The organism is Microbulbifer maximicatervae (SeqCode), assembly GCF_052466985.1.
Genome location: NZ_CP174298.1, coordinates 1902995 through 1918408, shown reverse-complemented (window position 1 = coordinate 1918408; position 15414 = coordinate 1902995). Strand labels below are relative to the sequence as shown.

At 45.0% G+C, this 15414-nt stretch carries 14 protein-coding genes; 3 read left to right on the top strand and 11 right to left on the bottom strand.

The features are described 5' to 3' along the window. Positions 1-51 precede the first annotated feature (51 nt). From ACJJI3_RS08275 to ACJJI3_RS08265, 3 genes are read left to right on the top strand one after another with little or no spacing between them, the layout of a single operon-like run. Entirely contained in the window at positions 52-846 is a 795-nt protein-coding gene (locus tag ACJJI3_RS08275) for a DUF6249 domain-containing protein (protein WP_444942133.1), read from the top strand. A gap of 11 nt (positions 847-857) precedes the next feature. Further along, positions 858-1412 carry an RNA polymerase sigma factor gene (locus tag ACJJI3_RS08270; protein WP_444942132.1) on the top strand — a complete coding sequence of 185 codons (555 nt, stop codon included), beginning with the start codon at positions 858-860 and terminating at the stop codon, positions 1410-1412. Then, the gene (locus tag ACJJI3_RS08265; RefSeq protein WP_444942131.1) at positions 1405-1779 is read left to right on the top strand and encodes a hypothetical protein; all 375 of its coding nucleotides are present in this window, start codon (positions 1405-1407) and stop codon (positions 1777-1779) included. The genes ACJJI3_RS08270 and ACJJI3_RS08265 overlap by 8 nt, the downstream gene beginning before the upstream one ends. Before the next feature lie 139 nt (positions 1780-1918). Here ACJJI3_RS08265 and ACJJI3_RS08260 read toward each other — a convergent pair whose 3' ends face one another. The 11 genes from ACJJI3_RS08260 to ACJJI3_RS08210 all read right to left on the bottom strand — a co-directional run bounded on the left by ACJJI3_RS08260 (position 1919) and on the right by ACJJI3_RS08210 (position 15349). Then, positions 1919-2974, bottom strand: a complete 1056-nt coding sequence (locus ACJJI3_RS08260; protein ID WP_444942130.1) for an alpha/beta hydrolase — start codon at positions 2972-2974, stop codon at positions 1919-1921. Positions 2975-3312: 338 nt separating this feature from the next. After that, on the bottom strand, positions 3313-4197 hold the full coding sequence (locus tag ACJJI3_RS08255) for an alpha/beta fold hydrolase (RefSeq protein ID WP_444942129.1): 885 nt from the start codon (positions 4195-4197) through the stop codon (positions 3313-3315). Between the two features lie 205 nt (positions 4198-4402). Next, positions 4403-5830 carry a hypothetical protein gene (locus ACJJI3_RS08250; protein WP_444942128.1) on the bottom strand — a complete coding sequence of 476 codons (1428 nt, stop codon included), beginning with the start codon at positions 5828-5830 and terminating at the stop codon, positions 4403-4405. Positions 5831-6010: 180 nt separating this feature from the next. Then, positions 6011-6610 (bottom strand): glutathione S-transferase N-terminal domain-containing protein, encoded by a 600-nt coding sequence (locus ACJJI3_RS08245; protein WP_444942127.1) that lies wholly within the window; start codon positions 6608-6610, stop codon positions 6011-6013. Between the two features lie 183 nt (positions 6611-6793). Beyond that, positions 6794-7246, bottom strand: coding sequence for a hypothetical protein (locus ACJJI3_RS08240; RefSeq protein ID WP_444942126.1), 453 nt, complete (start codon positions 7244-7246; stop codon positions 6794-6796). Between the two features lie 541 nt (positions 7247-7787). Further along, positions 7788-8882: a serine hydrolase domain-containing protein gene (locus ACJJI3_RS08235; RefSeq protein WP_444942125.1), complete on the bottom strand. Its 1095-nt coding sequence runs from the start codon at positions 8880-8882 to the stop codon at positions 7788-7790. 620 nt (positions 8883-9502) lie between these two features. Beyond that, positions 9503-10228 (bottom strand): hypothetical protein, encoded by a 726-nt coding sequence (locus ACJJI3_RS08230; RefSeq protein WP_444942124.1) that lies wholly within the window; start codon positions 10226-10228, stop codon positions 9503-9505. Between the two features lie 814 nt (positions 10229-11042). After that, positions 11043-12116 (bottom strand): hypothetical protein, encoded by a 1074-nt coding sequence (locus ACJJI3_RS08225; RefSeq protein WP_444942123.1) that lies wholly within the window; start codon positions 12114-12116, stop codon positions 11043-11045. Beyond that, positions 12113-12814: an OmpA/MotB family protein gene (locus tag ACJJI3_RS08220; protein WP_444942122.1), complete on the bottom strand. Its 702-nt coding sequence runs from the start codon at positions 12812-12814 to the stop codon at positions 12113-12115. The genes ACJJI3_RS08225 and ACJJI3_RS08220 overlap by 4 nt, the downstream gene beginning before the upstream one ends. Next, positions 12807-14117 carry a MotA/TolQ/ExbB proton channel family protein gene (locus ACJJI3_RS08215; RefSeq protein ID WP_413665221.1) on the bottom strand — a complete coding sequence of 437 codons (1311 nt, stop codon included), beginning with the start codon at positions 14115-14117 and terminating at the stop codon, positions 12807-12809. Before ACJJI3_RS08215 ends, ACJJI3_RS08220 begins: the two co-directional genes overlap by 8 nt. After that, positions 14117-15349, bottom strand: a complete 1233-nt coding sequence (locus ACJJI3_RS08210; RefSeq protein ID WP_444927415.1) for a class I SAM-dependent methyltransferase — start codon at positions 15347-15349, stop codon at positions 14117-14119. Before ACJJI3_RS08210 ends, ACJJI3_RS08215 begins: the two co-directional genes overlap by 1 nt. Between the last annotated feature and the right edge of the window lie 65 nt (positions 15350-15414).

Below are 15414 nucleotides of genomic sequence, written 5' to 3'. Positions count from 1 at the left end.
CCCCAATGACGGTTCACACCACTGATAACGAAAATGATTAGAGAGTAAGTAATGAGAGCGAGAAACAAACAATCATTCCAGGCAGTCATCTGCTGTTGGGTGGCCATTGCGGCATCCAGCATAAGCATGGGCAGCTGGGCCCAGGAGGAGGACTCATTTGTCCCTGAGCCCCCGCCGCCGCCAGGTGTGGAGGCCTCCGAATCTGAAACCCGCGTCCGTATATTGCGTGAAGATGGTGTTCTCACGATCAAATCCGAAGGCGAGAATGGTGAGAAAAGTGAAGTTCGGGTTGACTTGGGGCAGGACTTTGGCGGCCCCCTAAGCCAGGAAATTATCGAACGGCTGAAAAGCAAGGGCATTCTGGATGTAGACGGAAAGGTTACCGAAGATACCCTGAATAGCGTACCGGACAATGTCAGAATCAGGTTATCGGAAAGTCGTGACTACCGGGGTAGGCACTGGGATCACCATGACTCACACCACTCTGGAAGTGACGACTCATCTGTAATCCCAATAGTAGCGCTGCTCTGTGTATTTGGCATGCCAGTGTTTATTGTGTGGCTAGTGACACGCAGTAGCTATCGCAAGAAACAACTGGTAATGAGTAATATCAACCAGATGGTTGCTGATGGTCGGGATGTGCCCCCGGAGCTAATAGATCTTTTGGATGAGAGAGAGCCAAATAGCTCCAATGATCGCGGTATCAACCTGATTGCAATAGGCGCTGCTGTATTCCTCTCCCTCTCAGCTCTTGCGGGTATTGGAGTAGGTAGTCTCGGCTTGATCCCTCTGTTTATCGGTGTGGCTCGCTATGTGAACTGGAAGCTTGATAACAAGCAGGTGTAGGAAAGGCGAGTATGGACCTCAATGACGAGGAATTAATCAGGCGGGCCGTCAAAGACGGGGACCAGCGGGCATACGCCCAGCTGGTTCGTCGCTATCAATCTCAGCTGCGATACTCGCTCCGACAGCTGTGTGATGGTGACCAGGGTCTGGCAGACGATATGGCGCAGGAGGCCTTTATTAAGGCCTATAAGGCGTTGCCGGCGTTCAGGGGGGATGCCCGCTTCAGCACCTGGCTGTACCGTATCGCCTATAATCTCGTCATGAGCCACAAGCGTAAGAATATGCCCGATGTGGATCAAGAGGCAGTGGATAGGGCTCAGGCCGATGAGGCTATTGAAGAATCCCGGCAGTTAGGGATGGCTAGGGACCTCACTGCCGCGATAGATACCCTGAGTGGCCCGCAACGGCAAGCAATCCATCTGTGTATGCACAGGGGCTTTTCTCACGAGGAGGCGGCAAGTATTATGAAATTGCCGCTTGGTACGGTAAAATCCCATGTCAACCGTGCTCGGGCCAAGCTGCGTAGCTTGCTACAGCCCTGGCGTGAGGAGGTGGTAAATGGTTAACTTTGAACAGCGCAACACGAAAGGTAACGCCTTGAGTGAAATGGCTTTAGAGGGCAACGACCGGGAGTTTGACGCCTGGCTAAGTGAACAGCTCCAGTTCAATGAGCCCCATTTGGATAACGATGGTTTTTGTGACCGCGTAATGGCCGCGCTCCCTGTGCAGTCTAAACGCTCAAAGCGTCGTTCCAGTTACTCTCAGTATATCGCGGTAACAGCTGCTTTAGGGATCATTGCCTGGCAGTTCCCCTTCAGTGAGGTAGTTGCCGAGATGGCCAAGCAATCCATTAGCTTGTATAGCTTGGTAGGTGTTGGACTTTTATCTTCTTTAGCGGTAATGACCGGTGGCATTTTCGCCGCACGCCGCTAACGAGAGCCTGCCTTTATGGAAGCCCGCGCCTAAATCATGATAGGGCGGGCAGCTTCCTTTTTTACTTTGCAAGCTTTACTTAAAGTTTTAGTGGACTCGCTTCACATTAAGAGTGTGTCTGGCCTTCGAGTAGATTTTGTCAGCCTTTGCAGCGAGCGTGCTCTTCAGCCTGGTTGCACATCTCTTTCAATATGGCTTCCCCCGCCTCTTCATAGCCATTGTTCAGCAGATAGTCTGCTGTCTCGACTGTGGCATTGATCCCGCTCGAAATTTCTTTAATGGTGTATGCGATATGGAGTTCCAATTCGCTAGCTGCGTTTTCAGAGTCGGAAATGGCATGGTGGGCCATCAAGCGTTGCAGGGTATTGGTGGGAATAACTACTTTGAAGCCAAATTTATCTGATAAATTACGGTAGTGATTTGTCAGTCCATCAAACCCACTTACTTTAAGTTCGTAAGTAGGTTCCCACCCTGTAAAGGTGTGTTGAAGGGCAAATTGCATAGAGTGATGTTTAGTCGTTCTGTGGGATTGCTCTGGGAATTTCTGGAAGGAAAAGGTTGCGCCCGGTACATTTGCGAGAGTTTGGCTCAATTCGTCAAATGGGACTTGAATATGCTTCCCTTCGTTAGCGATGGTTACGGTCAGCGGGGGAAGCCCTTTGAGTTGTTTAGGTGCTAAATTGGAAACTCGCCCGGTTATATATTTATCCTCTAATGATGGGCTAAAAGCAAAGTACTGTGAAAATGGTGCTCTGTCGTTTAGCCAGTAGTCCAGTACGAAGCGGCCAGAGTTGGAGTGCCCAGACAAAATACTAAAATCTGCGGTTCGATAGTTTGTATTGACATAGTGCACAACTTCGTTCGCTAGGAACTGAGAAAATGCTGTCGATTTACCTTGATCCGGGCGCAACTCCTTGCCCATTCCTTCTACACCAATCACGATAAAATTGGGCACTTGGCCTTCAAGTAAATCGACAGTAGATAAGGTAGAAAGCATGTCCCACTGAGCATGTAATACGTAAAGTACAGGATATTCTCTGTCATTATCCTTATATTGTTCGGGAAGTTTCACCAAGATGGTTCGGTTTTCACCAAGAAAATCTGATTTGATTTCCGTCTTTTGTGCGAGAATAAAATCTGAAGCATTTGCTATCAGCGAACAAACACTTATCAAGGCTAAAAATAGAACTCTCATTTTCCACTCTCCATGTAGGTATTATTTTAGGGTGTAATACTAAAGTTCGGGTTAAATTAACCAGCTAAAACTGGTTGAAGAAAGCTGCTTTTGCCTGCTTGTCAGGTATTTTCAGTAGAGGGTACTCGTGTCGACGTGCACCGATGTTTGTGCCGAAAGAAGTTGCCAATTTATTGTTATATGACTTAAATCTATTTATTGACCCTTTAGATGTCAAGTGCCTTAACTAGGAGATACGCCTTGTTGAGCGGGGGTAAGTCGAAGAAGTAGGGCCTGCAGACTTAAAGCTTAGGGCAGGCTGAAGTCAGTCTGCCCTAAGTTTAACAAAATAGTGAATGCTACTTAGTTTCTATATTCTCCAGAAATTGATCGACCACTGCATTGAATTCATCGGGCCTCTCCCAAAACATCATATGCTTTCCCATATAAGCGGTAGTGGCGGAAGGGGTATTAGCTTTGATCCATTTGTCAGCCACTTCCTTAGCTTCATTTCGTACCACATATAGCATGGGAATCTTCCCTTCAAGGCCGATAAGGTCTTTGCTGTAGTCGAGGTAAAAACCAGTAGCGTTGGTAATTGCGGCGACGCTGCTAGAGGTTTGATTGGCGATATTAGACACCCAGGCAATATTTTCTGCAGTGGAATTTTCAAGCATCCATTTGACGAACTCTGCAATCACATTTTCGCGATCCTCAATAATCCCCTCAGTGAATGAGCGCGAGTATCCGTCTGAATCATCATTCAGATACCAGACCCACTCGTCCCGGCTGGCCCCAGAAATATCCGGGCCAGTGTCGATCATAATCATGGCTTTTATCTTGTCAGTGCCGAACTGGTTGAGATAGGCCAGTTGCTCGGTCACTCCATAGGACCAACCCGCGAGAATCACGCTATCAAGCCCCAGCTTGTCAATCAGTGCAGCTAAGTCTCGAGCGTGTTGCTGATAAGTATGGCCCTCAACAGGCTTGGATGACATGCCCTGGCCACGGGGGTCATAAGCTAGCGCGCGATACTGGGTGGAGTCCTTGAAATGGGCAAGTTGATGCTCGAAAACCTTTGTAGACATCATCCAGCCGGGAATAAAGATGATTGTCGTATCGCCATTACCCGCTTGTTCGTAGTGGATAGTGAGAGAGTTGTCGATCTTGATTCTCTCTGCTGCCACATAAGTAGAAAAAATAGACAGGATGCTAAATAAAATTACCAGATGAAGAGTCTTCATGACGCAAATTAACCCAATAAAATTTCTATAATGTTATCAGAGGAAGCTCGTAGGCGAAGGGGCTTCGGCTACCAATATTCGCTTATGCCCACATTGTACCGTGGAATTACTCCTATTAGTTGTTACTGCAATATTGCCGGCCATATAAGTTGCACAAACGTCCGTTTTATAGGGTTAATTGCTTAAAGCCAAAGCAGGTGGGAGCTTACGGTAGTTGGTTATGATTTTTCCCGTTTGGGTTGGTATAAAAATCTTTATTGGGTGTGATTGCTCGGTATTTATCCAGAATTATCATAATGAAGAATAAAGGAATAAGTGACAGTACTGAGAAGTGTAGTGCAATGAATTTGGTCTCCTCTTGTATGGGCGTGGAGGAAAATATAATTACTTCGATAATAAGTAAGAAAATAAATAAAAAACATTTATTGAAATCTGATATTGAGTCAAATGTTTTGGGACCCAATATCCAATGCTTCCAGGATTTGTGCGCAATAGCATCTAGTAAGTAATAGAGACCGCAGGTAAAGCTAACCAATGTTGTAAGCAGTAGTTCAAATACCCAGGCGGGAGGCTTGCCTGGAGCGGGAGGCCAAGCATTCGTAACTCCAATTTCTGTAAAAGAGAGGATGGCAAAGAGACCGGTCGCCAGTAGTACAACTGGAAATCGAAATACTAAAATTACCATACAGATTGCAGCAAAGGTCTCGAATAGTCTCTGGGTTGGCATAAAGATCTCGGCGTGATCCGCTACCCAAGCCAAGGCTCCCCGATACCAATACGGTGTATTCCCGTATTCGACATAGGAGTTAATGAGACCTTGGTACCCTTCTACAGTAAACCAATTTAATAGCCCATCCTCAAAAACCTGAAAGACTAACATTACCCCGATGGTGAAGGTAAAAAGATCAATCCAGCGCCCTACTATTTGAGTTGAATTCTGTTTGGGGGGAGTATTTCGATACTTGTCTAAATACTTTGAAGCTATAGATAAAATGGCAATGGTAATGCTGGATAGGACGCTTACAGTGAATGCGTAATCGCCACCATTGCGTGACATAGTAAAGACCCCAAATAAGAGAGCAGATGCTACAACAATCGCACAACCCCAGGTTAATAGGCTTACTCTCGGTGCTATCACCGCGCCTAAAAGCCGAGAACGAAAATTGTATTGAGAGTCTTTATGGAGCTTGTAAATGCTAACTGCCAAGATTAAGGCAAATAACGCAGGTGACAATAACTCGAAGTACCAGCTGTTTTCTCCCATGTAAGTCAACCCCCACAGCAAGATAAAGCCGAAAAACATGAGTGTCGCGCCCAAAACAATAAAAACACGCAATATCAAGAGGGTCCCAGCAAGCAATAGTGCCAGGTGGAGTGTATAGGTCATAAAAGCTGAGTAGGGGATAAGGTAGCTGACCAGTGATTTGACAAGTGAAGGTGTGCCCTTAGTCTGTACAAGCTGATGTAATAAACTTGCGAAGACATCCGGTGCCATTTGCCCATTAAAAAAGCGCATGATAACTAACTGAATACAGGCTGCGCCTAAGAGGAGGCTGATAATGGCTAGCCAAGTAGTTTGAGATGTGGCGCTTCTTGCTTGCTCAGTACTCAAGTGTAGGCTGGATATAAGCATGTATCTTATCCGAGGCCCTTTAAGATTGATTGCCTTATTAGTGATTATGGCAAATTAGGTAAATAACTTACAAATTTTCGCCGTGTTGATGCTGTTGTAAATACAAGGCTGGCTACAGCCAACCTTGTAATCGATGAGTTGATAAGAAAGTTCCAAAGCGACATTTGGTGACAGCTTTAATTATGAGTTTCTCCACTCTGCAGCCAGGTCAATTGCTTGCTGCAAGATTGGCCATTCCAAAAGACTTTGCTGGTATTTGGTAGCTTTCTCGCTTAATGAGATATTATAAACATATAGTCTATAAGCGAGTATTGCGTAAAATGCGTCTACAGCCCCAGCAGAGCCGAACATGAAGGGCAGTTTTGCTTTCGAGAAAATATCTTCAATCCTTTTTAACTCAGCCTGAATTCCAGGGTTCATATCTGGAGAGGAGTTGCTTTTATCTAAAGTGAAAGGGCAGTTGCTTCTTAAGGCGATAAAACCGGAGTGAAGTTCAGCACATAGGCTTCTTGATTGTGCTCGCTCAATATTTGATGAAGGGTACAAGATGCCTTTGGAGAGCTCATTAAAATACTCAGCGATTGCCAGTGAATCATGAATGTAAGTATCTTCAAGCAATAATACAGGTACAAGTCCAGCTTGGGAATATTTAAGTACTTCGTTTTTGTAGTTAGGGCTGGAGAGGTCTATGGCTTTGATCTCAATGTCAAGGCCTGCGATTTGGGCGCATATCCAGACTCTTAAGGACCAGGTGGAATCAGTGCCTGTGATTAATTTCAAAACATGTACTCCTTTTTGGTGTTGCTGGAGAAAGTGGCAGGGTATTCAAGAGTATCCGAGAAGCTATATGTTGCCTCCCTTCGCGATATTTAGAATAGAGTATACAGAATCTAGTGTCTAAATATTATACTGAGACTTTCATACTGACTGAAAACTTAAGGGTGAATTTAGAGGTAGTATTAATTAGTCAGATAGCTTCTTTAGTAGTTCAATAATGTTAGGTTTTTCATCTGTTTTCCTCATAAAATACCGGGGGTATACCTTGTTTAAGTCTGGACCTCTCAGCAGAAAAATAAATTCTTCGCCTAATGATGACCCTTGGATATTACCGAGTTGATAGTGCCACATTTCCCAAAGTTCTACGTAAAATTCCGGGGGGACATGATCAAGGTTGCTTTTAATTACACCATTTGGCATCAATTTAACATGGAGCCTAATCTTATTCCCTGATAAAGGACTGGTTCTCCCATCTGGATTAAAGGTAACTTCTCCGCTTGAGGTGATCATATCTACCTTTTGAACCAGAACATGTAGAACGTGATCGGTGCTTTCTAGAAGCTGTTCCAGTGTTGCAGGCTCTATAGATGTTCCATTTGCATAGCTAGAAAATAGTAGAAAGAAAATCAGCTTTTTCATGAGTATTATCTATTTTTGTAGGTTATACCAGGCGCAACATTGATTGCCTAGGGTGGAGCTTTTTAATAGCTGTTTTCGTCAGTAATGTTAGTATTTTTGTCTGGTTTCGATGGTTTTCTATTCTAGTCAGAATATAGAGAGTCAATTCACAGGCCGCTACTTACTTGTGCCTTATTACTCAGCGGTAGTTCAATAATGGCCAATCACACCATTGTTTACAAGGAGGTATCTCTATATTTTGGTGTTAAATCCTTTTTGAATCGAATTTCGGTGTTTGCTAAATTTAAGCTGGCCCACTAGTTGTTAATAGGATCTTACTATGTGTCCGTATGGGTTGATAATTATGCTGGCTTATTCTGTTTAAGGATCTGAGGTGTGGTTTTTTAAAATTAATTTTCAGAATTGTTTATTTTAATATATTTAAAGGTGGGCGACTTTCTTTAATGCGGCTGCTATTTTTCACAAAATATGGACGTCTATAGGAGGAGAGAGTGAGAAACTGCTGCGGACCTGAACAATCAAGCCCGCTTACTCCAATGGATCACTCAAATGGTTTCAAACGTTTTGTAAGGTGCTTGCGGATATCTTTCATCGACTTTTCCGCAGTCTTGTGCCCTGCATTTATAGCAATTAGAAAAATTATGTCATGCTTGGGCATGATGCGCACATCAGTAAACCAATATCCATTACTGCCAGTATGCGCAAGAAGTGATAACTCAGAGTCGTACACTGCGCCCCACCCGAGAGCGTAATTGCCTGTCACCGGTGAATGTAACTTGCGATAGGTTTCAGTCTTTAGCAATTTACCGCGACCATGTACGCCATTGAGTTGATCTTCTAAAAAAAGAGTCCAATCCTGGAGTGATATATTGATAGTTCCTGCGGGACCCATTACTTGTGGGTTATCACTATTTTTGTCGGCAGGATCTAGCGGGGTGAACTTGCCCAGCCAGGATTTTTTATGGCCACGTGGTTGATCTAATGTGGTCGAAGAGCCGGGAGCTGCAAAACCCGCATTCTTGATACCAAGTGGAGCAAAGATCTGCTCCTTGATGAGAACTTCCCAGGTCTTGTCTGTTCGAGCTTCGGCGATAGCCCCAGCAATGATAAAGCCGAGATTAGAATATTCAGCTGAGCCAGCCTCGGAGCTGGGAGGTATAGTGAGGTAATGGCGTGCTACTGCCATGCGTTGCGCTCGAATACTGTGTTCCGGCTCGATTACTTTCATTAATGTAGGAAGCTCATACCAGCTGGATAAAGGGGGTAGGCCGGCAGTGTGACTGAGCAATTGTGTGATCGTAATATTACGGTAAGCGGGGTCTATATCTTTTGCAAAAGAGGGAAATGAGTTAGCTAGTGTATCCTCAAATTGTAATATACCCTGCTCGACTAAGCGCGCTACCATTGTTGCTGTAATCGCTTTGGTGTTAGAACCTATGTGCCAGCGATCATTGATAGTTACTATTTCATTATGGCCCTGTGCGCGAACTCCGTCTACCGCCATAGCAGCGATTTCGCCATCGATTTGAACTAGTACACCGACTGCTGGAAGGTTGTTGCTATCTCGGGCATTAGTAAGTATTTGTTCGAGAAACTCTTGTAACGAATCGTCGGCATGTGCAATAAAGGGTGACATTAGAAGCGTGACTGCCAGGAGAATTCTTGGTAGAGTTTTATTATATCCTATATGCATTTTAATAAGCCCGAATGATTTTATAAAGCAAGTGCTGGATCTGTATTTATACAGACATTTTATGTCGATTGGTATACTCTGAGGCTTCGATGCAATGAAGGGTTTCGGTACATTGTTGCCAAATGGTTGTTTTAAATATTGTTCGTAATGATTTTCAGGTAAGTGCTAGAGAAGGGTGTTTTGTGAGGTCTTTCTGCTCGAAGAATTATAGGCTATAACAGCCACCTGATAATCGTATTGATCTGGGCATCCTTTGTTCAATTTCAAGTCAACTTTGATATCCCTTAGTAATAATCTTTCCTTACTTTAGGGTGTTGACTGGAATATATGCTAACAGTATTTTCTCAATAATCTTTCTTTTGGAGTTTGATTCTTTAGTGTATGCGACCTATGAAGGTTATATTTATTATCTATTAGAAATGGCGTCATTGTGAGAGAAGCCCGTCAGCAATTCGGGTAGATGGTGATTGCTGACGGAAAATGAAAATTTGGATCATGGCTGAGTTTATCATCTGGGATCAGATGAATGTTAAGCATTACAAAAGCAAGAGCTTTTGGGATTTCTAGATGGCAAGATTTCGAGCTCGAAAAATTCTGTCGCGAGGGACAAACTGAATGTGCAGGTCTCGAGAAACATTCGGTGCACTGATATGGGAATAATCTCCGGTAGCTGTGAATTTATACATTTGTAAGTTCCGTCCGGCAATATACCTTCCCAATCCCCAGTAACCCTGATAGTTAATGGCTTGATCATCGGGGATTTGGTTTGAAAGAGTGCTTATAGTACGAGCAACACGTCGGCCTCCAATCATGTTTCTTCCCATTCTTAACCCTGTGACATGCGCAGAGCCTATAGGGATTATTCCTCCTGGGCGTCCGCCTATATTAAAGTGGTGGATAATTCTTCTTGCTATTCCCTTTTGACGTTTTTCTGAAGATTTCCACTCTCCATTTCCTCTCCATGAATCCACACAGGCTATATCCCAACTTTTCCGAAAAGCTATATTGATTAATAGCGCTGATGTTTCAGTGTCAGTTACGCCACCCGCGAAATAGTCTTTTATCCTATTGGGGTAAGCGGAGAGAGTTCCTGCAGCTTTTATTTCATGCGGTGCTTCGACGAACAATGAGTGAGGCTGATCGCTATTATCAGCTATAGCTTCAGCTGCAAAGGAGAAACCGTGAGGTACATCATTGTGCGGCTCTTGGATAATCACTAGCCCTCCGGCTTGCAATGTGGCGCGAACACGAGCCTTTGCGTCTTGCAGGGTTATATTGTTTACTGGCATTTTATATCTCCATCTTGCTATAGAACGACTGGTTTAGCGTCGAATGTGCTCGGTGTATTTATCGTCGAGTAGTACCTTTTTATTTGGCTTGGACACAACTGCAAAAGCAGGAGTTATCATGTTTCGGTTTTTGTAATGCATGTATTGCTAATCAAGTTACTCTTCATGAAATTTAGGTTCAAGAAATAAATGCAACACCTTTCCAAATTTTGTCTTAGTTTGTGAGTTATTTCTTTCGGGGGTGTTTATTGCTCTGGGGTTTGTGTCCTTTGTGAGGTAGGTTCCCTTTTAATGTCCTGTAGTGTAGTTTTTATTAATATTGGCAATCTTGGAGATGGTCGTATCGAGTATGATTTCTAGGGTAGATTTTTTGGTCTTTAAAATCGGTTCTTCTGTGATAGATATTTTGGGCTAATTGTGTTTTTTCTGGTTTTCTATTGGTTCTTTTCTATAGGGATAGCTTTTGTGAAAAAAAGTAATCTATAGTAGAAAATCTTCTACATGTGTAAAGAATGAAGGGGCAGTGTGATCACATTATCTAATACTGTATTCCCTTACGGCACTCCGAGCTAAAAAGTTTAATTTTTTTTGTGGCTTATTTGTAACCGCATTTTTGGTCAAAAGTCTTGAGGTTCTTGGAATGGTTTTGTTGGATCCATAAATGGAGGAGGTGCTAATTCTCGGTGGGGTAGAAGAGAATAGATTTTAATCTGGGTTGTTCTAGTGATGTAGAGAGCTACAAGATGAAATAGAGTTGCCAGTTTGGCCGATAAGTAACAAAAATAAGCTGCCCGGAGGCAGCACTTTAATATATCTAGTTGCTAAGTCCTAATTCCCGCTCAATCTGAGCTTTTCTCCAAACTGAGTAACTGGCTGGTATCTTTGCCTCTTTGGTACCATCGGCAAGGATGGCGCGGCCGAGGTTTGGCCAGCATAGTACGGCCAATACCCTGGGCGCGATTACTTGGAAGACTTTGGGTGGCCCCATTAGGGATTTGAGTCTCTGTATTAATGGTAGCCAGGATGCGGGGACTACCTGTTCTGCGATCATCCATGAGGCCTGGGGATCACTACCCAGTTGCTTTGCCAGGGATTCGTAGCGCAATGTAGCGGCTCTTAGTGAGGCCTGGGGTGGTGCGAGTATGACGGCACGGGCCCTTCTCTCTGCACAGAGTAAGCAAATCTCTTTGGGGAGACCGCTACTTTCTGCAAGCTCTTGGTTGAGTGCCCATCCACCGGCTTTGATATCGCATTGGCAGATAGAGCACTTATATTTCGGATTTTCAGGGGTGAATACAGAACTAACTTTTTGGGGGCGTTCGCCATTTTTCCAGATGAGAGAGTGTCTTTTAAAAATATTGCTGGCAAAGTATCGGGTATAGGTCAGCCAGTCGATATTGGTCACATTGCCGAAACGGTCTTTGTGTACAACATCGGGAATATTGTGGCTGTAAAGATGACGTAAGCAGTGAGGGCATGGCTTTAGTTGATCCTGGGGAAATGCCTTTCGCGCTTCGCTATAGTCACTGCTTATCCAAACCGGACCCTTATAGTTATTCACTATTGGGCACTTGGGGTAAATATGGACTTGACCAAAAGAGTCCGGGTTTTGTTCTAGGCCAAATAAAAAAACCGGTATACCCCGGTAGCGCCAAGCCACAGGTACGCTGTCCAGATCACTTGAATCGAGTTGCATTCCAGTACGGATGGCTTTGGCTAAGCTGTTTCGATCAGGCATTTCAGACAAGCGCTGTGCTAACGGACGTTTGCCGGCTGAGAATGAATCCCCATCGTTAATGACATAAGGTACTGATAGTGCTCGTGTGGCGCTTGGGAATGCTGTGATAGCCTGACGGTTTTGAATGGGTTGAAATTTTGTGAGGTTCACAGAGCTTCCTCAAGGATTTGCAGGATATGGCTTTCAGAGTCTCTAACTACCCTGAATGCTACCCGGCGGGAACGATCTGGATCTTCTACCCCATTTTCATCCAAGACTGGGCGAGCTGAGGAGTAACCGACAGCTGCTACCTTGGCCCGTACCAGGACGGCTTGCTGCGAAGGCAGTAATGAATGGGCATATTGCATTACGGCTCGGGAGCGCTGTTGGGAAAGTCGTAGGTTGTGGAAATAACCCGCTTCCGGTGCGGATTGATCTCCCCATTCAGAACTTGTGTGCCCCTCGATCTGGATTGCGGCAATGGAATCCATATAGGGCGTGAGTGCTTCGATGTAGCGAGGTACAAAGGAGGACATAATCTCGCGGGCATTGTCGCTCAGAGTAAAATCGCCGGTTTTAAATAAGGCATCACTGTTATTAAAGGAGATGGCCAGGGTTTGTTTATCCAGAGACGCTCCCCATCGAGTTAAGTCGTGGGCAAATTCCTGTTGCAGAGTTTGATAGATGGCCAACTGGGTGTCCCGGTAAGACTCTGCGAGTTCGCGGATCTTGGCGCGTTCGTCGATAAGGGAGCGCATTACAAAGACGGCAATACAGAGAAATACCATCATCAGGCCAGCCATCATGTCCGATAGGCTAATCCATTGACTATCGCTGGACTCACTACTGGCTTGCGTGCTTTCAAACATGCGCCTCTCCAGTGACTCTCTGAGCTTGCGCATCGATTCTCTTCATTTGCTGGATGAGCTGACGGAAGTCTCTGGAGAATTCACCGCTTAAAGTGCCAAGGGCATCGCCCATCGCTGCCATAACACTCTCTACTTCATCGCGCAGACGTTCATCCAGGAGTTCATATTGGCGCTTGATACTGACATCGGCATTACTAAGATCGCGAGTAATCACTTGTGACAATTCGGTAATCATCTGGTTGTGAGTTTTGGCGATCAACTGAGCTAGCTCGGCCATGGATTCCCGGTGACTGGTAGCCTGCTCGTGAATTGCTTTAGAGAAGTGGTTGGGGTCCATACTGGTAACCACATCGGCCAGGGCTACGACCTTACTGGTTCTTTGGTCGAATACTTCCGCCTGGGTCCTACTCAGGGAGATCAGGTTGGAAACCTGGGCCCCCAGTTGCTGTTGAGCTTGGTCAATTCCTCGGGTGAGCGCTTCAAACTTGGGCGCAATATCGGGGATCGATTGCTGTAGAACTTCAATAGAAGCTTGTTGCTCATTCAGCATGATTGATATCTGCTCTGCGTGATTGCGCTGCTGCTCTACCAGGGTCGGAATCACGTTGAAAATTTCTGGCAGCTCAGTAATACGCTGGTGTAACAGCAGAAGGTTTTCCTGAGCACCATTAATTTCATTGAGAAGAGTTGCAGTTTGGTCGCGGTAAATAGTTGCGAGTTCTGCGTGCTGCTGATGCTGATCTATTAGGGCCTGCAGGGCAGGGGATACGGCCTCCAATTGCTGGGTAAACTGCTGTAGGTTCTCACCCATCTGGGCATTCAGGCCGCTATTAAACTTTTCTACAACCGCAGTGAGTGACTGTAGGACTTCATCACTAATCTGTCGCTGGAATTTTGCCAGATCTTCGCGCTGACCATTAATAGCCTGCAGTATGTCATCCGCTGTCGCTTTAGGGGCTTGTTCTTTAGTGAATATTTGAAAAATAGTTCGCAATATCAGGGACAGGAAGAGTCCCAAGATACTGGTCATAAAGGCGGTTTCCAGACCTTGCATCAGTTCTGAAATTGAGGTGTCAATATCGTTTAGGTCAAACCCATAGATACCGATAATGATACCGATAAAAGTACCTAAAATACCGAGGGCAGTCAGTAGTGATGGCGTTTCCTTTACAAAGCGGGGAAACTTGCCTAAAGGGTAGAGGATTATGGCTATAGCACCAATGGCAAGCATGACCATAAGAAAGGTGTCGGTAACCTGTTCCGCAGACAACTTGGTTAACCAGTGATAGAAAAACTGGGTCATTATTTATCCTTTACAACTTTTTGCATTGTTATTTCGTGATAAAAAGGTCCGTTGGGTATTCGCCCGGTTCCCTGGCTGAGTACTTTCATTTCTGGTAGAGATTTCACAACATCGGTGATCGTGCGGAGCTGGGGCTGCTTACTACCCGAAGCGTGAATATAGGTTCCAACCTGGCCCGACTTTTGAATTTCAAATACACCACAGTTAACGGGAAGCTTGTTTTGTTTGAATAGCAAAAAGTGCATCACGCCACCATCACTGAGATATTGATACAGGGCCTTAGTGATCGATTGTATTTGCTCGGTGGAAAAGAAGTTGAGAAGGTCCCAGAGGAGGATGCAATTGAGATCCTTTGGCAGAGTTGCCTGTCGCAACGCGGCCTGAACGGCTTCTTCAAATGGCACTTTTCTGCTGGTTTGCCAAGCGAGCGATGAGTAAAAATCAGAAATAAACAGTTCGCCCACCTCCCTTTGGAGGTGCTCCATATTTCTCCCAGCCTTTTGCCCAATATCCAGAACTTTGCTGACCGGTGAGCGCTTGATGTGAGTCAGGGCGGTGTCCAGAGCGGTTAGCGAAATATTAGTAAGGCGGTTTTTCTGGAAAGCGGATACCGCTGCTGATGATCCACTGGCCATTACTGAAGTTGGCGATTTTACATTGCCATACTCAAACATTAATTCGATAAGGTCTTTACGCATCCCCTCTCTTTGTAGCAGGGAGGAGCGCAGGGAGAAGTTGCCCATAGTCTTCATTAAATTCAGGGATGAGTACCTATAGGTGGGCAGTGGTTCTTCCAGGTGGAGCGGTTCTGTATTGAAGGTAAAGCCAGAAAGGCGCTTAAAATCCGCGGGCCCCTTGGGCATAGTGCCGGTGTACAGCATTGTATGGAAAATGGTACGTGGCTTTAAGTGGGGTCGGATTTCCTCAATGAGCTTGGTAATAAGCTCAGGCTCCATAAAGTTGAATAGATCCCAGCAGAGCACCACATCAAGCTTGATTCGTTGGGGCTTTTTGGTGAGATATTCAGAAAGCTTAACGGCCCTGACTTCTTTATCGAGGGCAGAAGTATCCAGTAGCAGACTGCGTAAATCTTCGATAAATGTCTGGCAGGAGCGCTCCAATAAAGGTTGTGTGGTGCCAAACGAAAGGCATCCCAAATCTAAAACTTTACTACCTGGTTGAATGACTTCATCCACCAAAGCAGCAATACCAAATGAATGATGCTGCAACATATTTCCCACACCAAAACTAAAGCCCCGGCATTAGCCGGGGCCCATATTGAGGATTAACTAAGAAG